General features: G+C 64.3%; 19 protein-coding genes and 1 pseudogene. 9 read left to right on the forward strand and 11 right to left on the reverse strand.

Annotated features, from left to right (window positions below; genetic code table 11):
* Positions 1-54 precede the first annotated feature (54 nt).
* Positions 55-471 carry a diacylglycerol kinase gene (locus BJF92_RS05375; RefSeq protein WP_075633722.1) on the forward strand — a complete coding sequence of 139 codons (417 nt, stop codon included), beginning with the start codon at positions 55-57 and terminating at the stop codon, positions 469-471.
* Between the two features lie 63 nt (positions 472-534).
* Here the strand turns inward: BJF92_RS05375 and BJF92_RS05380 are convergent, their stop codons facing one another.
* Complete coding sequence (locus BJF92_RS05380) at positions 535-2,070, reverse strand: sensor histidine kinase (RefSeq protein ID WP_075633723.1); 1,536 nt, start codon at positions 2,068-2,070, stop codon at positions 535-537.
* A gap of 109 nt (positions 2,071-2,179) precedes the next feature.
* Between BJF92_RS05380 and BJF92_RS05385 the strand changes: the two genes are divergently transcribed.
* From BJF92_RS05385 to BJF92_RS05405, 5 genes are all read left to right on the forward strand, one after another.
* Entirely contained in the window at positions 2,180-2,803 is a 624-nt protein-coding gene (locus BJF92_RS05385; protein WP_075633724.1) for a thermonuclease family protein, read from the forward strand.
* A 131-nt stretch (positions 2,804-2,934) separates the two neighbouring features.
* Positions 2,935-3,537, forward strand: coding sequence for a uracil-DNA glycosylase family protein (locus BJF92_RS05390; RefSeq protein ID WP_075633725.1), 603 nt, complete (start codon positions 2,935-2,937; stop codon positions 3,535-3,537).
* Positions 3,538-3,663: 126 nt separating this feature from the next.
* The gene (locus BJF92_RS05395) at positions 3,664-4,152 is read left to right on the forward strand and encodes an Lrp/AsnC family transcriptional regulator (RefSeq protein ID WP_075633726.1); all 489 of its coding nucleotides are present in this window, start codon (positions 3,664-3,666) and stop codon (positions 4,150-4,152) included.
* A gap of 297 nt (positions 4,153-4,449) precedes the next feature.
* Complete coding sequence (locus BJF92_RS25475) at positions 4,450-4,605, forward strand: hypothetical protein (RefSeq protein ID WP_158032193.1); 156 nt, start codon at positions 4,450-4,452, stop codon at positions 4,603-4,605.
* Positions 4,606-4,728: 123 nt separating this feature from the next.
* The gene (locus BJF92_RS05405; protein ID WP_143523913.1) at positions 4,729-5,079 is read left to right on the forward strand and encodes a hypothetical protein; all 351 of its coding nucleotides are present in this window, start codon (positions 4,729-4,731) and stop codon (positions 5,077-5,079) included.
* A 111-nt stretch (positions 5,080-5,190) separates the two neighbouring features.
* Here BJF92_RS05405 and BJF92_RS05410 read toward each other — a convergent pair whose 3' ends face one another.
* The 6 genes from BJF92_RS05410 to BJF92_RS05435 form a co-directional block, all read right to left on the reverse strand.
* A complete protein-coding gene (locus tag BJF92_RS05410; RefSeq protein WP_075633729.1) occupies positions 5,191-6,069 on the reverse strand; it encodes an NAD(P)-dependent oxidoreductase in 879 nt (292 codons plus the stop codon).
* A gap of 43 nt (positions 6,070-6,112) precedes the next feature.
* Positions 6,113-6,928, reverse strand: a complete 816-nt coding sequence (locus BJF92_RS05415) for a class I SAM-dependent methyltransferase (protein WP_075633730.1) — start codon at positions 6,926-6,928, stop codon at positions 6,113-6,115.
* Between the two features lie 95 nt (positions 6,929-7,023).
* On the reverse strand, positions 7,024-7,290 hold the full coding sequence (locus BJF92_RS05420; RefSeq protein ID WP_075633731.1) for an usg protein: 267 nt from the start codon (positions 7,288-7,290) through the stop codon (positions 7,024-7,026).
* Between the two features lie 136 nt (positions 7,291-7,426).
* Positions 7,427-8,257 (reverse strand): ABC transporter permease, encoded by an 831-nt coding sequence (locus tag BJF92_RS05425; RefSeq protein WP_075633732.1) that lies wholly within the window; start codon positions 8,255-8,257, stop codon positions 7,427-7,429.
* Entirely contained in the window at positions 8,254-9,045 is a 792-nt protein-coding gene (locus BJF92_RS05430; protein WP_075633733.1) for an ABC transporter permease, read from the reverse strand. Before BJF92_RS05430 ends, BJF92_RS05425 begins: the two co-directional genes overlap by 4 nt.
* Positions 9,046-9,448: 403 nt before the next feature.
* Positions 9,449-10,231: an ABC transporter substrate-binding protein gene (locus BJF92_RS05435; protein ID WP_075633734.1), complete on the reverse strand. Its 783-nt coding sequence runs from the start codon at positions 10,229-10,231 to the stop codon at positions 9,449-9,451.
* A gap of 626 nt (positions 10,232-10,857) precedes the next feature.
* Here BJF92_RS05435 and BJF92_RS05440 point away from each other — a divergent pair.
* Positions 10,858-13,326 (forward strand): OmpA family protein, encoded by a 2,469-nt coding sequence (locus BJF92_RS05440; RefSeq protein ID WP_075633735.1) that lies wholly within the window; start codon positions 10,858-10,860, stop codon positions 13,324-13,326.
* A 71-nt stretch (positions 13,327-13,397) separates the two neighbouring features.
* On the opposite strand, the gene BJF92_RS25010 is transcribed toward BJF92_RS05440, so the two are convergent.
* Positions 13,398-14,510, reverse strand: a complete 1,113-nt coding sequence (locus BJF92_RS25010) for a hypothetical protein (protein ID WP_143523914.1) — start codon at positions 14,508-14,510, stop codon at positions 13,398-13,400.
* Between the two features lie 270 nt (positions 14,511-14,780).
* Between BJF92_RS25010 and BJF92_RS05445 the strand changes: the two genes are divergently transcribed.
* Positions 14,781-15,518 carry a polysaccharide deacetylase family protein gene (locus tag BJF92_RS05445; RefSeq protein ID WP_075633736.1) on the forward strand — a complete coding sequence of 246 codons (738 nt, stop codon included), beginning with the start codon at positions 14,781-14,783 and terminating at the stop codon, positions 15,516-15,518.
* 221 nt (positions 15,519-15,739) lie between these two features.
* Positions 15,740-16,735, forward strand: a complete 996-nt coding sequence (locus tag BJF92_RS05450) for an alpha/beta hydrolase family protein (protein WP_078057851.1) — start codon at positions 15,740-15,742, stop codon at positions 16,733-16,735.
* A 180-nt stretch (positions 16,736-16,915) separates the two neighbouring features.
* Here BJF92_RS05450 and mobB read toward each other — a convergent pair whose 3' ends face one another.
* The 3 genes and pseudogenes from mobB to moaA form a co-directional block, all read right to left on the reverse strand.
* Positions 16,916-17,467 carry a molybdopterin-guanine dinucleotide biosynthesis protein B gene (gene mobB / locus BJF92_RS25715; protein ID WP_075633954.1) on the reverse strand — a complete coding sequence of 184 codons (552 nt, stop codon included), beginning with the start codon at positions 17,465-17,467 and terminating at the stop codon, positions 16,916-16,918.
* Positions 17,468-17,893: 426 nt separating this feature from the next.
* A pseudogene (mobA, locus tag BJF92_RS25945) lies at positions 17,894-18,640 on the reverse strand (molybdenum cofactor guanylyltransferase MobA); the annotation flags it as partial.
* Between the two features lie 3 nt (positions 18,641-18,643).
* Entirely contained in the window at positions 18,644-19,693 is a 1,050-nt protein-coding gene (gene moaA, locus BJF92_RS05465; RefSeq protein ID WP_075633737.1) for a GTP 3',8-cyclase MoaA, read from the reverse strand.
* Positions 19,694-19,762 lie beyond the last annotated feature (69 nt).

Here is a 19,762-nt window from a genome sequence, read left to right on the forward strand (position 1 = left end):
ACGTGCTTCGGCCTCCGTCGGGGCCATTGGGGTGTGACAGGAGCTGGACAGGGATTGACGATCATCGACCGCCCCAACCTTGCGCCCAAGAAGCGGCGGCGCCGCAAGCTCACCGGGCTGCGGCATCTGCTTGCGGCCACCAGCTATTCGATCGGCGGCGCGCGCCGGCTCTTCGGCGAAGCCGCCTTTCGCCATGAGCTGATCGGCTTTTGCGTCGCCATGGTCGGCTTCGTGATTTCCGGCGCCACCCTGTTTCAATATGTGGCGATGGGCATCCTGTTCCTGATGATGATCGCGTTTGAAGCACTCAACACCGCGATCGAGGAGATCGTCGATCGGGTCTCGCCGGAGATTTCGGATATGGGCCGCAATGCCAAGGACCTGGGATCGCTCGCCTGCCTCTGCCTCGTTCTGGCCAATTCCGGCTATGCCTTCTATGTGATCTTCATCTCCCATTTCCTGCCGCATTGACGGCGAACTGGAAGGTCTGAACCGTATTCGGACAGATGGGGACGGATTGCGCTTTTCCGTAATTTACGCGAAGGAGCGGCGGCGGCGTTCCACCGGCTGGACCTGGCGCACGGCGGGCAGGCTGTCCAGCACCCGCTTGGACGGAAGGATGGCGATGGCTTCCGTGCCCTCGCGCAGCTTGGAGCGCAGCAGGAATTCGCCGCCATGCTTGGCCAGCAGGGCCTGAACGATCGGCAGACCGAGACCGGTGCCCTGCTCGGCGCTCTTGATGGCGATGGAGCCCTGGCCGAAAGCGGAGAGCACCACGGGGATCTCTTCCTCGGGAATGCCGGGGCCATTGTCGCGGATGCTGACATATTGGCCGCCGCCGGCCGTCCAGCCGACCTTGACGAGGATTTCTCCGCCGGCCGGCGTAAACTTCACCGCATTGGACAGGAGATTGAGAGTGATCTGGCGGATGGCCTTTTCATCCGCCCAGAGCGCGGGCATGGCGGATTCTGCCTGGTGCCGGATCTGAATGTTCTTCGAGCGGGCGCGCAGCTGCACCATGCCCATGCAGTCCTCAACGATCTCCAGGAGATGCACGGCCTCCTCATGCAGCTCGTAGCGCCCGGCCTCGATGCGCGAGAGGTCGAGGATCTCGTTGATCAGATCGAGCAGGTGCTGGCCGGAACGGTGGATATCGCCGGAATATTCCTTGTAGATCGGGTTGTCGAGCGGGCCCAGAACCTCGGTGTGCATCACCTCGGAAAAGCCGAGGATGGCATTGAGCGGCGTGCGCAGCTCATGCGACATGGAGGCAAGGAAGCGCGACTTGGCCAGATTGGCGTCTTCCGCCCGCCGCCGCGCCTCATCGGACATGGATTTGGCAACTTCCAGCTCGGCGATCAGGTCGTCCTTCTCCGACTGGATCGCCAGGATGCGCAGATTGGCCTGCTGCATGCGGTTGGTCATGACAAGAAGGAAGAGCAGCGCCACGGCGATCGCGGCGGCCAGCGCGGCCGTGCTCAAGTCGTGGCCTTCCACCGCGCGCAGCGCCAGCACGCCGATCACGGGCAGGAAGGTGGCGATCAGCGCGGGGCGTAGCAGCACGGTGCCCATCGCCGTGGCCGCCAGCCCGATCAGCAACGCGCCGCCATGATAGGCTTCAAACAGGTCCGGCCTGCAGGCAGAGCAATCCTGGAGCGCAAAGATTGCCCAGCTCACGCCGGTGAGACCCTGCAGCAGGATGAACTGGCGACGCAGCGGCGCAACCTGTTCCTGGGTCAGCGTCACCTTGCGCGCGCGCCACGCCACGACGATGCAGAGCGCCTGAAGGCTGAGCGCCATGGCCATCCAGGCGGCCAGAGCCAGGTCGCCGGCGAGCCACATGCCGAAGGCGGCCGCGAGAAGAATGGTCAGCGCCACACCGGCGCTGTTGTGCACCACCGAATCGAGATGCAGCCGCATCATCTCTTTTTCAAACACGGCATTGCTGAAACGACCCGTCTGCAGTCGCGCCCGCGTCGCGCGCACGGCCCGCGCCACAGCGCGGTTCGGACGGCTCTGCGTTCGGTCGACAATGTTCTTGTCAGGGTTGGCGCTGGCGGTGTGCGGCATTACATCGTGTGTGACGCTGGGTGATGGCGATGGGTCTGTGGGCAAGTCTAGACACCAATTCTTAAGAAGATGCCTCCCTTGGCGCGCCTTCTCCGCAGGCGACCTGCTGGTGACCGTGCTGGTGCTCGCCGCCGTTGCGCTGCTGGTCGCGATCCTGTCGCATCCGAAAGGCGCACGCAGTGTCAGCGGCCGGGCGCAGGTGGTTGATGGCGATACGCTGGTGCTGTCGGGCCGTCGCTTGCGGATCCGTCTCGTCGGCATCGACGCGCCGGAGCGCGCGCAGACCTGCATCCTGCCGGAAAATCCGGCCTGGGACTGCGGCGAGGCGGCGCGCCACAGGCTGGAGCAACTGATCGACGGACGCGCTGTGACCTGCGAGGGCGAGGGCCAGGACCGCTACGGCCGGCTGCTCGCCCACTGTAGGGCCGGAGAAACGGCGCTGAACGCAGCGATGGTCGAGGCCGGCTTCGCCGTCGCATCCGGCGATTTCCGCGCCGAGGAGGCCCGGGCGCGGCTTGAGCATCGCGGCCTTTGGGCCAGCCGCTTCACGCGCCCGCAGATCTGGCGGCGGATGCAGGCCGACAATCTCAAGGAGCCGGCGGCCCTGGGGGCGGCGGTCGACAGCCTGTTCTCCGCGATCGGCGATGAGATCGCCGATGTCCTCGCGCAGGCCATCGCATGGCTCTGGCCGGAGAGAGGGGATGAGAGTGCGGTGAGGCCGGGCGGTGGATGAGAGACAGAATGAACAAAGCCGATTTGAAACACTGTTGCGATGCCAGCCCGGCGCCTCCTGCGTCTTTGGTGGCCACTGGCGATACGAGAACGAACCCTGCCGCTTTTCCCGACGACGATCTCACTGCCCGCATGGCGGCCTGCCGCATCTGTCGCGAGGCGCCACTAGGGGGCCCGGAGCGGGCCTTGCCGCAGGAACCCCGGCCGATTTTCGTCCTGTCGCCCCGCGCACCCGTGCTCATCGCCAGCCAGGCGCCGGGCGTGCGCGCGCATGACAGCGGCGTGCCCTTCAACGATCCCTCGGGAAACCGCCTGCGCCAATGGCTGGGCGTCGATCGCACGCTGTTCTATGCGCCCGACAATTTCGCCATCCTGCCCATGGGCTTCTGCTTTCCCGGGCATGACCGGCATGGCGGCGATCTGCCGCCGCGCAAGGAATGCGCGCCGGCCTGGCGGGCGCCGGCGCTCGCTGCCATGCCGGGCCTCCGCCTCATCCTGACGATCGGCGCCTATGCGCAGGCCTATCACCTCGGCCCGCGGGCCTCGATGACGGAAACGGTGGCTGACTGGCGGGCGATCCTGAGCGCGTCGCTGGCGGAGGAGGGCGCGCCGGCCACGCTGCCGCTGCCCCATCCCAGCTGGCGCAACAGCGCCTGGCTCAAGCGCAATCCCTGGTTCGAGGCCGAATTGCTGCCGGAGCTGCAGGCGCGGATCCGCACGCTCATATCCCGGTGAAACTGAAAATTCATTCTTCCCTTTTTGATATGAGAGGATGTAGAAAGAATAATATTCCACGCAGCGCCGCTGCATGCCCCGCCATAGACCGGCCCCTCGGCCGGACGCCGCCAAGGACCGATGCCCATGGACCGTCTCGACCGCAAGATCCTGCGCCTGCTGCAGGAGGACTCCACCCTCGCCGTCGCCGATCTCGCCAAGAAGGTCGGCCTGTCGACAACGCCTTGCTGGCGGCGCATCCAGAAGATGGAAGAGGAGGGCGTGATCCGCGGTCGCGTGGCGCTGCTCGATCCGGCCAAGGTCAACACCAAGGTTACCGTCTTCGTCTCCGTGCGCACCAATGCCCATTCCACCGAATGGCTGAAGCGCTTCTCGGAGGTGATGGTGGAGTTTCCCGAAGTCGTGGAATTCTACCGCATGAGCGGCGACGTGGATTATCTCCTGCGCGTGGTCGTGCCCGATATCGCCGCCTATGACGCCTTCTACAAGCGCATGATCGCCAAGATCGAGATCCGCGATGTCTCCTCCGCCTTCGCGATGGAGCAGATCAAATACACGACGCAGCTGCCGCTGGATTACATGATCCTGGAACAGGCGAAGTCGGCGGAGGATTGAGGGTCGTGTTGCTGCACGGGTCGTCCGCTCTTATGTTGAGGCGGCTGCGCCTTGTCGGTGCCGCGCATTGACTGGCTTCGGCCGGCCTTAAGGATGAGAAACGCATGATGAGAGCGCTTTCGGATCTCAGAGATCTTGAGGCTCGGCTTGAATCGGTCGGCGCCCGCGCCCGTCAGGATGCGGAGGCTTGCGGCAGCTCGGTTTTCTATGCCGGGCAGAATCGAGACGGCGCGATCATGGAGATGACGGCACAAGGCGAGCGGAAAAGCTTTACGGTTTCCCAGGGTGTGGAACACCATGCCGCCGAGTGATCGGCCTGAGCTCGTCGTTCTCGCCGGACCGAATGGCGCCGGAAAATCCTCGCTCTACAAAGCCAGCCAGTTCTCTGGCCTCTTCATCAATGCCGACGAGATCGCGCGGGAACTGGATCCCGTCGATTCCGCGCGAAAATAGCTGGCCGCAGGTCGTCAGGCTATCCTTCGCCTTGATAAGGCTTTCGTATCGGGTGCCGACATCGTTTATGAAACGACGCTGAGCAGTCACCAGTCGCTCGGTGTGCTACAAAGAACCAAGGCGTTGCGTTATGACGTCATGCTTCTCTTTGTGGCTCTGGACAGTGCGGATCTGCATATTTTGCGCGTCGCACAACGTGTGACTGGTGACGGCCATGACATTCCTGCCGCGACCATCCGCCGGCGTTATGAGATCTGCTTTGAAAAGCTGGCCAAAGCCTTGCCGCTCTGCGACATAGGGGTTCTATTCGACAACAGCGGACAACAACCCGTTAAAAAACTCGAGCTTCAAGGAAGTATGCTTCAGCACGCGGTTTTGGACGAGACAAGAATGCTCGACCGACGTTTTGCATCCGCTGTCGAAATGGCACATCCCGACTTGCGCGAAAGCCTGTTCGCAGGCCACGGGCAATAGCCTCGGCTGCGGCTCATCTGGTCCGATGAAGATCCGTCTTGGGGGGGGGCGTGACCCAGGAAAGCGGTTTCGCCGATGGTGCCAAGCGAACGCGCCCGGTTGGATCACGGATCAGCGCTTCGCCTTATCCAGCCGCGCCAGCAGCGAGGACGTGTCCCAGCGGCCGCCGCCCATGGCCTGGACCTCGCCGTAGAACTGATCGACCAGGGCGGTGACGGGCAGGGTGGCGCCGTTGCGGCGGGCTTCCGTCAGCACGATGTCGAGATCCTTGCGCATCCAATCGACCGCGAAGCCGAAATCATAGCGGCCGTCCTTCATGGTCTTGTGGCGGTTCTCCATCTGCCAGGAGCCGGCGGCGCCCTTGGAAATCACCTCCACCACGTGCTCGATGTCGAGCCCGGCCTTTGCGCCGAAATGCAGGCCCTCGGCCAGACCCTGGACGAGGCCGGCAATGCAGATCTGGTTGACCATCTTGGTCAGTTGGCCGCTGCCGGCAGGGCCCATCAGCCCGACCATGCGGGCATAGGCGGAGATGACCGGCTCGGCGCGGGCAAACACCGCCTCGTCCCCGCCGCACATCACGGTGAGCACGCCGTTCTCGGCGCCCGCCTGGCCGCCGGAGACCGGCGCATCGATGAAATGGGCGCCACGCGCCCGGGCCGCTGCATCCAGCTCGCGGGCGACTTCGGCCGAGGCCGTGGTGTTGTCGATGAAGACGGCGTCGGCCGCCAGCGTCTCGAAGGCGCCGCCGGGGCCGGTCGTCACCGCGCGCAGATCGTCATCATTGCCGACGCAGGCGAAGACGAAATCCGCGCCCTCGGCTGCTTCGGCCGGCGTCTCCGCCCGCTGGCCGCCGAATTTCTCCACCCAGGCCTCGGCCCGCGCGGCGGTGCGGTTATAGACCGTCACCTTATGGCCGCCCTTGGTGCTCAGATGTCCGGCCATGGGAAAGCCCATGACCCCGAGGCCGATGAAGGTGACGTTTGCCATGATCCGCTCTCTCCTGAAATTCGTTTGGCTCGGCGTCGGCGCTTCAGCCCTGCAGCCGCGCCACCACCAGATGGCCGGGCGTGGGCTCGCCCTGTTCCATGCGCACGGTGATCTCGCTCACTTCCAGCACGGCAAAGCCGGTCGCCTCCAGTCGTTCGCGCACATAGCTTTCCGCATGGGCGAAGCGCTGGTGCGGGCCGACCATGAAGCGGCGACCGGCCAGAATCCCGTCGGGCAGGGTCTCGCTGGAAAAGATGAAGATGCCGCCTGGCTGCATGGCCTCGGCGGCGGCGAAGAACAGCGCTTCCAGGCCACCCATATAGGGCAGCACATCGGTCGCGGTCACCAGATCGAAGGGGCCGTCGTCATTGTCCTCGAGATAGTCCACCGCCTCGGCGACATAGAGCGTCTCGTAGAGCTCTTTCTCATGGGCGATCTCGACCATGTTCTCCGAGAGATCAACGCCGGTGATATCGGCCGCCATGTCGCGCAGCGCGCCGCCGGTCAGCCCCGTGCCGCAGCCGAGGTCGAGCATCTTTTCAAAGGGGCCGAGGCCGAGCGCCTGCAGGCGCTGGCGCACCATCACGGGCACGGAATAGCCGAGCTGCTCCACCAGCACATCCTCGAACACCTGGGCATGCTGGTCGAACAGGGTTTCGACATAGGCGTCCGGCGCCTTGTCGGGCGTCTCGCCGCGCCCCATGGCGGCGATGCGCACGGCGGCGCCGCCATGGTCCTCGGGGTCGAGGGCCAGAACCTCTTCATAGGCCTTTACGGCCGCATCGATCTCGCCGGCCTTTTCCAGCGCCAGCGCGCGGTTATAGGCTTCGGCAAGGGCGTCTTCGTCGATCTTTTTCATGCCCGCGCTTCTACAGGAAGCCGCGCGTCAGCGGAACCGTTTTCGCACATGCGGCACGGCTTTTGCGCGGCAGGACGTGTCGGCCGGCGCGGGCGTCAGTTGATGACGAACTCGCCCTTCAGCGCCCGCCAGTCGCTGGCCGAGATCAGCTTGCGATGGACGAAGCGCACGGAGTGCAGCGGCCCGTCCAGCGTCTCGCGCCAGAACTTCAGGAAGCTCTTCATCTCGGGAAAGTCGGGGGCGAGATCGTAATGCTGCCAGAGGAATGTCTGGAGCAAGACCGGATGATCCGGCAGGCGATAGGTGATCTCCGCCGTTGTGAGGCCGTAGCCCCGCATCTGCAATTCCAACTCTCGTGTCATGCAGGACCTCATCTGTTTCAATGTGGTCCGATGAAGTGTGCGCCGCCATGGTTGCGCGAGGGTTAACGACCATGACGAATTTTTGACAGCCGGCGCACCCCACGCTCTCGCGGCAGGCGCGCCGGCCGGAGAGGCTTTATCGCTTCAGATGCCGCGTCAGGCGCGCATCCAGCCAAGCCCACAGGTTGCGCAGGATCTCGACGATCATGAGGTAGAGGATCGCGGCCCAGAGATACATCTGGTAGTCGAAGGTGCGCGAGAAGGCGCGGCGTGTCTCACCCATCAGGTCGAAGACGGTGACGATGGCGACGATGGCCGAGCCCTTGATCATCAGGATGATTTCATTGCCATAGGGGCGCAGCGCCACGATCAGCGCCTGGGGCAGGATGACCTTGAAGAAGGTGACGCGCGCGGGCAGACCGAGCGAAGCCGCACCTTCGCGCTGGCCGCGCGGCACGCTCTCGATCGCGCCGCGCAGGATCTCGGCCTGATAGGCCGCCGTGTTCAGCGTGAAGGCCAGCAGGGCGCAGTACCAGGCCTCGCGGAAGAACCACCAGAGGCCGACCGCGTCGAGTTCCGGCCGAAAGCTGCCAAGCCCGTAATAGACCAGGAAGAGCTGGGCGATGATCGGCGTGCCCCGGAAGAAATAGACATAGACATAGCTTGCCCAGGAGATGACCGGATTGCGCGACATGCGGCCGAAGGCGAGTGGCACCGAGAGGATGGCGCCGAAGACGATCGACAGCGAGACCAGCGTCAACGTCACCCCGAGGCCGGAGAGCAACGTCGGGCCGTAGGTGAAGAACTTCTGTGTGTCCCAGCCCTGCACGGCGCCGATCGCCACGCCGATGGCTGCCGCCAGCCAGACGCCAAGAAAGATGCGCCCGGCCAGACGCTCCGCGCTATAGGGCCGCGCCTCTTCCGGCGGCGGGGCCTGCGGCGGGATCATGCGCTCGGTGACACTCATCGGACCACCTCCGCGCGGCGCGCGCGCTTTTCGAGCAGGGAGAAGACGACGGAGGTGGCGAGCGCCAGCAGGATGAAGAGCACGCAGGCGAGGCCGAAGAATTCAAAGGCGCGCTTTGTCACCCGGGCAGCGACGCCGGTCTGGCGGAGAATATCGGGCAGGCCGATGACGGAAACGAGCGCGGTGTTCTTCAACAGTTCCATCCAGAGATTGCCGAGGCCGGGCAGCGCCACGCGCAGCAATTGTGGCAGCACGATCAGCCGCATGGTGCGGCCCTTCGACAGGCCGAGCGCATAGCCGGCCTCATATTGCCCCTGCGGAATGGCGTTGAAGGCCGATTCCAGCACCTCCGAGGCATAGGCCGCGAAGACGACACCAAGCGCCACCATGCCGGCGGCAAAGGCGTTGATCTCCACCGGGCCGTCATAGCCGACAGCGGACAGCGCCTGCTGCACCAGGATCTGCAGCCCGTAATAGACGATGAACAGCGTCAGAAGCTCGGGCAGGCCGCGAAACAGGGTGGTGTAGATATTGGCCGAGCGGCGCAGCGACGGCTCGCGCGAGCGCTTGGCCAGCGCTACGAAGAAGCCGAAGGCCAGGCCGAAGGGCAGGGTGGCCAAAGCCAGGAAGAGGGTGATCTTGAAGCCGCCGGCGATCTCGTCGCCCCAGCCAGCATCGCCGCAGGCCAGAAGCGACTGGCCGGCAAACCAGGTGAACACACCCGCAGGACCGCAGAACAGGTCCAGAGCGGTGGTAAGCTGCTCCAGCGCAGCGGTGATGGCGTCCATGCATCATTCCCCGGATGGCGTGGTCTCATGGGAAAGCCGCGCGGCAAAGCGGGCCGGCACATGGTTCACGCTTCTTCGTCTTGTCGTTTTTTGTCTTATCGAACTTGTCGCGCCGGCGCAAAGGGCGATGGTCGCGCATGGGCAAGGAGAGAAGCGCCGTGCCGCAGGGTGACCGCGGCGCCGGCGTCACAGGCGGAGGGCAGGCGCTCGTCCCTTTCCGCATTCGTGGAGGGTGGCCGGCGAGGGCACGCCGGCCGTATTTTCTGCTTAAGTCAAAGCCCGCCTGTCGCGGGAAGGATTGAGAGCATTTCCAGCGACCATAGGATCCCCCTCAATGCTCTGTCTCCTTGCTTTTCACGCAGTCCGGACACAAAAGCGCTGACGCCCTCTTGCTGGACAGGCGTTAGTTGCCGTAGGCGTCGAAGGTGAAGTACTTGTCGTTCACCTTCTTGTATTCGCCATTGGCGCGGATCGCCTTGATCGCGGCGTTGAACTTCTCGCGCAGCGCATCATTGCCCTTGCGCAGCGCGATGCCGGCGCCCTCGCCATTGATGACCGGGTCGATCGGCAGGGTGCCAAGCAGCTTGCAGCAGGCGCCATCCGGCGTCTTCAGCCATTCCGAGAGCACGACGACGTCGTCGATGGCGCCGTCGATGCGGCCATTGGCGAGGTCGAGCTTATACTCGTCGGCGGTCGGATAGAGCTTGAGGTCGGCGCCCTTGAGGTGCGCTTCGGCATAGTTGGAATGGGTGGTGGAGCTTTGCGCACCCAGCGTCTTGCCGGAGAAGGCATCGCCTGTCGCCGCCGTGATCTTGCTGTCCTTCGGCACCGCGATGGCCGGCGGCGTGTTGTAATATTTGTCGGTGAAATCGACCTTCTGTTTGCGCTCCGCCGTGATCGACATCGAGGCGATGAAGGCATCAAATTTCTTGGCGGTCAGCGCGGGGATGGCGCCGTCCCATTCCTGTGTCACGAAGGTGCAGTCCGCCTTCATCTGCGTGCAGAGCGCGCGGGCGATGTCGACGTCGAAGCCGGACAGCGTGCCGTCGGCGGCCAGCACGTTGAAGGGCGGATAGGCGCCTTCCGTGGCGATCACGATCTTCTCGCCATCGGCCATGGCCGAGCCGGCGGACAGGGCAAGCAGGGCGGCCGAAGCGGCCATGGCAAAGCGTTTGGACAAGCGCATGTCGATCCTCTCTGGTGGGGGCGCCGTGATCTCTGTTGGTTTTCTACCGTCTCCGGTCGCTGGCGCCCTTGATCGCGGCCTTGCGGGCCGTGGCGCCGATCATCCTATGGGTTTCGGCCAAAAATCAACAGCAAACCGCCGGAGCGCATGCGGTCAGGCACTGGAAAAGCCCGGCCCCGGGAGGCTTTTCCCCTGTTCACGCGCTCCGCATGCAGGCTTTGCGGGGCTCTGATCCTGTTTAATGGCTGTCGGCGCGCGCAGAATCGGCCGGGACCGAGGACTGTTGCGCCATGGCCGGCGCGTCCCGACTTTCGTAGCGGTTTCGGCTTCCTAGCGCCAAGGAGTGGCCCCCGACGCAGGCGGAAGAGGGCAGGCAGGCTGGCCCTCCGCGCTGTTTTTCAAGCAGATCAAGTCAGTAGCGCTATGGCAAAGCGCGCGGCGGCGCCTATGTCCGCCAGCATGAACGGACCATTCATCGCCGATTCATGCGCACCCGCTTAAACGGGTGTGACAAGAAGCCATCGCGCCGCCTTTTTTTCCTGCGCAGAGCCGAGGTCCGGAAGGGGCCGGCGCGCCGGAAGAAAGGGCGCGCCAGACGGACCTCTTCCATCCGAGGAAAGACCCAAATGAGCAATCGATCGCGACTTTTTGCTTCCGTGGCCCTGCCGATCCTGGCGGCCACCGTCGGGCTTCAGCCCGCGCTCGCCGATAGCCTGCATGCCCCCTTCCAGGTGGCGCAGCAGGATGCCGTCGAGGGCGGCCAGGGCGGAGACAATCCGGAAGAGCTGCGCCGCAAGCGCCGGGAGGAGCACCAGCGCGAGCAGCAGGGTGAGCCCGGCCGCGCCGAGCAGCCGCAGCGCCGCCAGGCGGCGCCCGATGCCGGGCAGGACGGTGGTCCCTCCGACCAGCAGCGCCAGCGCGAGGAGCGGCGCAAGCAGCGCGAGGCCGATCAGCAGCAGGGCGGCGAGCAGCCCCAGCGCCGCCAGGCGGCACCCGAAGCCGGGCAGGATGGCGGCCCCTCCGCCGAAGAGCGCCAGCGCCAGCGTGAGGAGCGGCGCAAACAGCGCGAGGCCGACCAGCAGCAGCAGAATGGCGATGAGCCCGCACAGGGCCGGCCGAAGCCGGCCGCCGCGCAGGATGGCCAGCAGCCGAGCGATGCCGAGCGCCAGCGCGAGGAGCGGCGCAAGCAGCGCCAGGCCGAGCAGCAGCAGAATGGCGACCAGCCGGCCGCGGAAAAGCCTGCTCCCGACAAGCCCGTCCAGACCAAGCCTGCCCAGACGAAGCCGGCTCAGGAAAAGCCCGCTCAGGGCAAGCCGGCGGCCGACACGGCCGCACCGGGTCAGGATGGCGGCCTGTCCGATGCCGAGCGCCAGCGCATCCGCGAGGAGCGCCGCAAGCAGCGCGAGGCCGACCAGCAACAGCAGAACGGCGACCAGCCGGCGCCGCAAAAGCCTGCCGCCGGCAAGCCCGCTCCGGCAGGCGACAAGCCTGTTGCACCAAAGCCCGCGCCCGGCCAGCCCGTGCCCCAGCCCGCGCCGGACGCCGGTCAGGATGGCCAGCAGCCGACCGACGCCGACCGCCAGCGCATTCGCGAAGAGCGCCGCAAGCAGCGCGAGGCAGACCAGCAGCAGCAGAATGGCGACCAGCCGGCCCGGCAGCCGGAGGGGCAGCCGGCCCAACAGCCGGACGGTCAGGCGCCGCGTGAGCGTCCACGCCCCGATCAGGCCGGCCAGAACGGTGCCAACCCCGGCGATGCCCGCCGCCCCGGCGGCCGTGGTGCCGACGAGCTGACGCCCGAGGAAGCGCGCGACCTCGAGCAGATGACGCCGCAGCAGCGCGAGCAACTGCGTGAAGAGCGCCGCGTGCGCCGCGACCTGCCGGACATCTCCGAACAGGACCGCCAGCGCATTGCCCGCGATCCGGCCAAGAGCGACGACACCGTCGTTCTTCCGGTGGAAAACGGCGCGGCCGTTCTCGACAGCGACAAGGATGCCGACAGCCGCGGCGGCCGCGAGGCGCGCGAGCGCCGTCGGGCCGAGCGCGAGCAGCTGCGCGAGGAGCGTGGCAATGTGCCGCTGCCGAAGAACGACGCCGACGCCCAGGCGCCGATGCGCGAACGCGGCTTCGACCGCGACCAGATCGACGAAGCCCTGCGCGAGCGTGGCCGCCGGGTGGAGCGCGCGCCGCAATTCGACCTGCAGGACGCCATCGACGCCTTCGTCGGCGCCAACCAGCCGCGTCCGCGCATCGAAGAGCGCCGCAACAACCGCACGGTGATCGATTTCGGCGACGAGATCGTCGTGCGCGGCGATGACCGGGCCCGCCTGCGCCGCGATTCGCAGGACACCTATTACGAGGAGCTGCCGCGTGGCCGCTCGCGCGAGGTGATCGAACGGCCGAACGGCGTGCGCATCGTCACGATCTACAATTCCTATGGCGACGTGATCCAGCGCACCCGGATCGACCGCGACGGCCGCGAATATCTGATGGTCTATGCCGACGACATGGATGACGATCGTCCGCGTCCGCCGATCTACGATGCCGGCGAGGACCTGCCGCCGATGCGCCTGCGCGTGCCGCTCAATGATTACATTGTCGACACCTCGTCGCAGCCGGACCGGGACTATTACAGCTTCCTGTCCGAACCGCCGGTCGAGCGGGTGGAGCGCACCTATTCGATCGACGAGGTACGCAACTCCGCCCGCCTGCGCGACAAGGTGCGCCGCATCGATCTCGATACGATCACCTTTGCGACGGGAAGTGCCGAGGTGCCGATGTCGCAGGCCAAGACGCTGCGCCGCGTTGCCGATGCGATGATGGAGGTGATCAACAAGGATCCGGGCGAGACCTTCCTGATCGAAGGCCATACGGATGCGGTGGGATCGGACGAGTCCAACCTGATCCTGTCGGACGAGCGCGCCGAATCCGTCGCGTCTCTCCTGACCGAGGTCTACAATATCCCGCCGGAAAACCTGGTGACCCAGGGGTATGGCGAGCGCTACCTCAAGGTGCTGACCAACGGCCCCTCGCAGGAAAACCGCCGCGTCACCATCCGCCGCGTCACGCCTCTGGTGCGCCCGGTGGCCCAGCGATAGGGCGCTCAGGCTCCTGATGCGTGGAAGGCCCGGCTTCGGCCGGGCCAACCTTATAGTCATACTTTTCAGTTTTACTTGCTTTCCCGATAGGAAATTATGTCTTCATCAGTAAGCGTCGTAATTGACGCGTCAAATCCACATTTATTTGATATTATACTACACAAATCTGTCATTTTTCTATAATGATCAATTATTATTTCTAGTGCATCCTCTTCTTTATCATTTATTATTATAGGTCTTTTGTAACGATATAAGCCTAAATCTCGATCTACCGGCTCTGCGAATCCCATCTTTTCAAGAAACCGTTCGCCAAATGGTCTTCTGTGCATAAACTCATTGCGTAGGTCTGTGGCCTCTTTCATCCATCCAGATGTCTCAAATTTTGTCGAGCTGGTTTCCTTATTTTTAATGTAACCTTTTGCCAAAAATATTTTGAGTATTTCATCTCTTTCGACATGTTCGCTTCTTAGTGTATCAATTAATTTCGCGAAAGAGTCGATTGTCTTTGGATCTTTTCCAATTCGTATGGAGCAGAATGCGGCAATATAATCTCTTGCTGCGCCGAGATGCATGAAGAATGAATGGACATAAGCATAAAGATTATTATCTAGAGATGATGATGATCGGATTCCCTCCAAATGACCCAACGCTAGGTGGTTTGTGAGTTTTTCATTATAAAAATCACAGATTTGTTCTACGCTGATATCCAAATTTCTAAGACTCAAACTAATGGAAGCGGAGACTCGCTCGACGTCTGTGTGGCTATCCAGGATAGCCGCTATTTTTTCATATGTTGGTTGACCAAGAGATCTTAAATCACTTTTGGTCCTGTTCTGCGCCAGATTTGCTCTGATATTACTCCACAAATCTGCTGGTGATAGCATATGTTTGGTTTGTCCAGGTATGAAAGGAGACCAGCTACAATGATAGTCGCCATCAGTCCAACCTATTATCTGAAATGCGACGAATTTGAATCTGTAATGCTTTAAGAAGGACTGTAATTCAGATCTGGACATAGTGCCCTTTGAACATGCGTGGCCATTTTCTAAAATTGGCCCAATATACCACGTTTTATCCATAAGTTCAGCGGCGCGCATGCCGCCGGAATAAATTTGAAAAAATGCATCACCATCAGGTTCGCGCGGAATTATTCTAGTTTTATTCCCATAAATTGCTGTTTTCATTGTCTATTTTCTCCCGATATGACGGAATGCTGTCATTGAGGCGACCATGCTATATTTATCCATAGAAAGTGATGTTTGAATATTATGTTCATTTTCTGGAATTAATAATCTAGATTTGTATTGATTAGTGATGTTTTCTAATTTAGTTTTTTTTAATATGTATTAAGTTGAGAGAAGGTTTTGGTAGAAGGAACCGTGAACTTGCACTAATTGAGCGCCATCGCAGGCCTGCCTTCCTGTCCCGTGCGCGGCTCTTCTGGAGAATCCCCGATGCTTCGTCTCATCCTCGCCCTTCTCGTGAGCGTCGCCGTCGCCGCCCCAGCCTTTGCCGGCAAGGATGGGCTGATGGAGCCGAAGCTGGCGCTTTCCGGGCGCCAAAGCGGTGCGCCGCGCGTGGCGCTGACCTTCGATGCCTGCATGGGCGCGGCCGACCAGCGCATTCTTGCGACGCTGGTCGACAATGCCATCCCCGCCACGATCTTCGTCACCGCCCGCTGGCTGAAGCACAATGCCGCAACGGTTGCCGTGCTGCGCGCGCATCCGGATCTGTTCCAGATCGAAAATCACGGGGCGATGCATGTGCCGGCGGTGGACAAGCCGGTGTCGATCTATGGCATTCCCGCCGCCGGATCGCCCGAGGCCGTGATGGCCGAGGTCAAGGGCGGGGGCGATGCGATCATGGCGCTTGGCCTGCCCGCGCCGCACTGGTTTCGCGGCGCCACCGCCAAATACAGCACCTCCTCGATCGCCGAGATCCGCAGCCTCGGCTATACGGTGGCCGGCTTCTCGCTGAATGGCGACGAAGGCTCGCTGCTCGGTGCGCGCATGGCCGCCCACCGGATCGCCTCCGCCCGCGATGGGGACGTGATCATCGCCCATATCAATCAGCCGACCCATGCGGCCGGCGAGGGCGTGGTGCAGGGCATTCTCGCGCTCAAAGCCCGCGGCTTCACCTTCCTGCGCCTCGACGATGCTGCCGAGACCGGCAGCAATGCGACGGTGAACTGACGGCGCGTCGGCCTGTCTGCACGGCGTGCCGGCCGCGAGTGCCGGACATGCCCGCCATCCTGCCGAGGTCCGCACTGCCTCTCTTTTTCGATCCTGTTCCTCCGCGTGAAAGCGCCCTAAGTCTTTGTTTCGACAAAATGCTGGCGGGATAGTCCGGAGATTTCAAGCCTGACGGCGAAGGACGCGCGGCAGGCGGCTTCGAGCGGAAAGGAGACTGCGCCATGAACCGGAGAGATGATCGCAAGAGCATCGGCAAACGGGCGGGAGAGGATGCCGGGCCGACACGGCGCGCGCTATTGCGCGCAGCCGGTTCTGCCGCGCTTCTGCCGCTCGCCGCCCCGGCCTTGGCCACCTCGCCGGCAGCATCCTCGGCGGCAGCGCCCGCTCCCGGCGCCGCTGTGCTCGGGCCGGCGGAGCCCCCGCTGATCCACGAGGATTATGCCATTGCCCGCCGCAGCTTTCACACCAAACTCCTGCGCAAGGGCCCGGCACCGGACAAGGGCGATCCGCTGACGCCGCCGCCGGGTGCGGAGGCGATCGGCTATCGCTCCGGCGGACTGTCGCTCACCGCCTGGGTCTCTCCGGGCCATGACGACGCGAAGAACCGCCGTCCGGGAATCCTGGTGCTGCATGGCGGCAATGCGCTGTGGCATGGGCATTGGGACCTGACGACGGCCTATCACAAGGCCGGCTATATCGCGCTGATGCCGGCGCTGCGGGCGGAAAACGGCCAGGACGGCGCTTTTTCCGGTTTTTACGACGAGCTGAGCGACGTGCTGGCCGCCGCCGAGCGCCTGCGCGGCCTGCCGGGGGTGGACCCGGATCGGATCTATCTGGCCGGCCACAGCATTGGCGGCACGCTGACGCTGATGGCGGCGCAGGCCAGCCCGATGTTCCGAGCGGCCGCGTCCTTCTCGCCCAATCCGGACGGACGGGTTTTCTTCCGCCGCTTTCCCGAGGATATCCGCTTCGACACCAGCGATCCGCGCGAATATGACATGCGCTCGCCGATCTGCTTTGCCGTAAGCTTCAAATGCCCCGTGCTGATGCTGCACGGCACGGCCGAGACCCGCACCGATTCCATCATCCGCATGACCGCCGCCCGCGCCAGGGCCAAGGGGCTGGATGTGCGCCGGGGCGTGATCGAGGGCGGCCATATGTCGGCGCTCGATGGCGAAATTCCCGAGAGCCTCGGCTTCTTCAAGGGGCTGGCCTGACGCATCAGTGCGGCTGGTTTTCAGGCCGGGTGCTTTCTCACAGTCCGTTCAAGACTTGCTGTTGGTCTGACAAAAATGGTGATTTCGAGAACCGGAACGCAGCGTCCTTAAGGGACGTGAGAACCGGAAGCGCGGAAATCGCCATTTGCAGGCGGCCAACGGCGCTTATTGGATAGACTGTCAGCCAAGACCCAGCCGCGCCGCCACGAGATCGGCAATCGCGTCCGTGTCGTCGAGATCGATCACGGGCACGGCGGCATCGTCCACCGGATGGTCGGCGGCGATCGCGAAGATGGTGGGGTCGCCGGGCGCCAGCGGCTCGTGCGCGCGGGCGTCGCGACGGCGGGCCTCGATCTTGGGGATCGGCGCGCGCTTGTAGCCCTCGACGATGACGAGATCCACCGGCGTCATCCGCGCCAGCAGGGCGACGAGATCGGGCTCCGGCGCGCCGCGCAGTTCCTGCATGATGGCGATGCGGTCATTGGCGACGATGGCGACCTCTCGGGCGCCGGCCTCGCGGTGGCGATAGCTGTCGGCGCCGGGCCGGTCGATGTCGAAGCCGTGATGGGCGTGCTTGATGGTCGAGACGCTGAGGCCCCGCCGGGTAAAGAGCGCCACCAACCGCTCGACGAGCCCGGTCTTGCCCGAATTCTTCCAGCCGGTGACGCCAAGCACGCGCTGGGGCCGGCGGCTGTGGGCCGGGCTCTCCGTGTCGTTCGAAGCGGTGGCCATTTTCGGGTCGGCAGTGTCGCGCGTGTCGTACCGCTCGGAAAAGTTGGAATGCGCGCCGGTGGATCGCGCCTCGGATCGTGCATGATTTGGATGCTCAGCCATGCCCGCGGGGTGAACCACGGCGACACGGCGCGTGCCGGCGCTCTCGCGGCGCGGCAATGGCTCTTCGATCCGGGTCAGCTCCGGGCCGGGCTCTGCCCCAAGCTTGTCCGGCTCTGTGACCTGTGGCCCGGCTTCATGCGCCATTGCGCGCCCATGTTTCTCGGCCGACAAGTGATCGCTTGAGGCAGACTGCGTCCGAAATTCCAGTTCTGGCCGCTCCGTGGCGACGGAGTGCGCTTCAAGCTGTTGCCGCAGATCGCGCGGCTGTCCTGCGTCCCGGTGCGCGCCTGCGGCCAGCCGCTCTTCGGCCCGCGCCAGATCTTCCGGTGTGTTCAGATTGTCGAAGGGGTCCTGTCCCTCCGGCACGGGAAAATCCACCACCACATGCGGATGCTGCTGGATGAACCCGCGCACCCGGCGTTTGGCATCGGTGAGGATGAAGGCGCGCAGGGCATCTGCCAGCGTCACCGGCCAGAGCGCGACGATCGGGTGCCAGATGCCGCCGGAGGCCGCCACCGCGATCGCTTCGCGCCCTTCGACGGCGGCTGCGAGGCGGGCGAGGAGGTCCTCGGGCAGGAAGGGGCCGTCGATCGGCACCGTGGCGACATGGCTGGCGCGCGGAACCGCTTCGTGGGCAAAGCGCATGGCCGCCAGCACGCCGGCAAGCGGGCCGGGCCGGCCGGGCAGGGGATCTGGCACCACGCGCAGACCTACGGCCTCGTGCGGCGCAAACAGGCCATTGGCGACGATCTCGTCCGGCGCGTTGAGGGCGATCAGGCTCGCCTGCGGCCGCAGCCTTTCGATCAGATGGGCGATCATCGGCCGGCCCGCCAGTGTGACGAAGGCCTTGTCCTGCCCCATGCGCCGCGACAGGCCGCCGGCAAGAATGACGAGCGGCGGCGCCTTGGGCTGGGGCCGAGTGGACGGCAGCCGGGCAAAAGGGGGTGGCGCAGAGGGCGATGAAGCCGCGTGGGAAGGGTTTGACGGCGCGCCGGTGTGCGGCGAAGGACTTGAGGGCAACAGGCCGGGCGCAGAGAAATCGCCGGCTTCGTCCGGGTGCTCGGGCTGCATGCGTCAGCCGCCCGTGACGCTCATATGCCGCGACACGGCCGGGCGCCGGGCGCGGTCGATGACGAAGTCATGGCCCTTCGGCTTGCGCAGGATCGCCTCGTCGATCGCGGCGTGCAGCGCGGCATCGTCCGGCGTGGCGCGCAGCACGCCACGCAGATCGGCCGCATCCTCCTGACCCAGGCACATGTAAAGCGTGCCGGTGCAGGTCAGCCGCACCCGGTTGCAGCTCTCGCAGAAATTATGCGTCATTGGCGTGATCAGCCCCAGCCGGCCGCCGGTCTCGGCCACGCGCAAATAGCGCGCCGGCCCGCCGGTGCGGTAGGTGTCCTCGATCAGCGTGAAGCGCTCGGCAAGGCGTGCGCGCATTTCGGACAGCGGCATGTAATGCTCGGTCCGGTCCTCGCCGGTCTCGCCAAGCGGCATGGTCTCGATCAGCGTCAGGTCCATGCCCTCGCCATGGGCCCAGCGCAGCATGTCGGGGATCTCGGCGTCATTGATGCCCTTGAGCGCGACAGCGTTGATCTTGACGCGAATACCGGCAGCCTGAGCCGCACGAATGCCCTCTAGCACGGGGCCGAGATCGCCGCGACGGGTGATCGTGCGAAAGAGATCCGGCTTCAGCGTGTCGAGCGAGACATTGATGCGCCGCACGCCGCACTCCGCCAGCTCGTCGGCAAAGCGCGTCAGCTGTGAGCCATTGGTGGTCAGCGTCAGCTCTTCCAGCCGCCCGGCCTGAACATGAGCGCCCATGGCGCGCACGAGCATCATCACATTGCGCCGCATCAGCGGCTCGCCGCCTGTTAGTCTCAGCTTACGCACGCCGCGCGCGACGAAGGCCGAACAGAGCCGCTCCAGCTCCTCCAGCGTCAGAAGCTCCTTGCGTGGCAGGAAGGTCATCTGCTCTGCCATGCAATAGGTACAGCGGAAATCGCAGCGGTCGGTGACAGAGACGCGCAGATAGCTGATCGCGCGGCCGAACGGGTCCACCATCGCCGGCAGGGGGGAGGCCGGGACCGGCACGTTGCCGCGTCTGTCGATGATGAGCGTCGTCATGATCTCTCCCTGTCCTTGCCGCTCTTGTCTTATCGCCTGGCTGGCGCGCAGGCAAATGCGCATGACCGC

Origin of the sequence: Xaviernesmea rhizosphaerae (assembly GCF_001938945.1) — a bacterium.
Lineage (GTDB): Bacteria > Pseudomonadota > Alphaproteobacteria > Rhizobiales > Rhizobiaceae > Xaviernesmea > Xaviernesmea rhizosphaerae.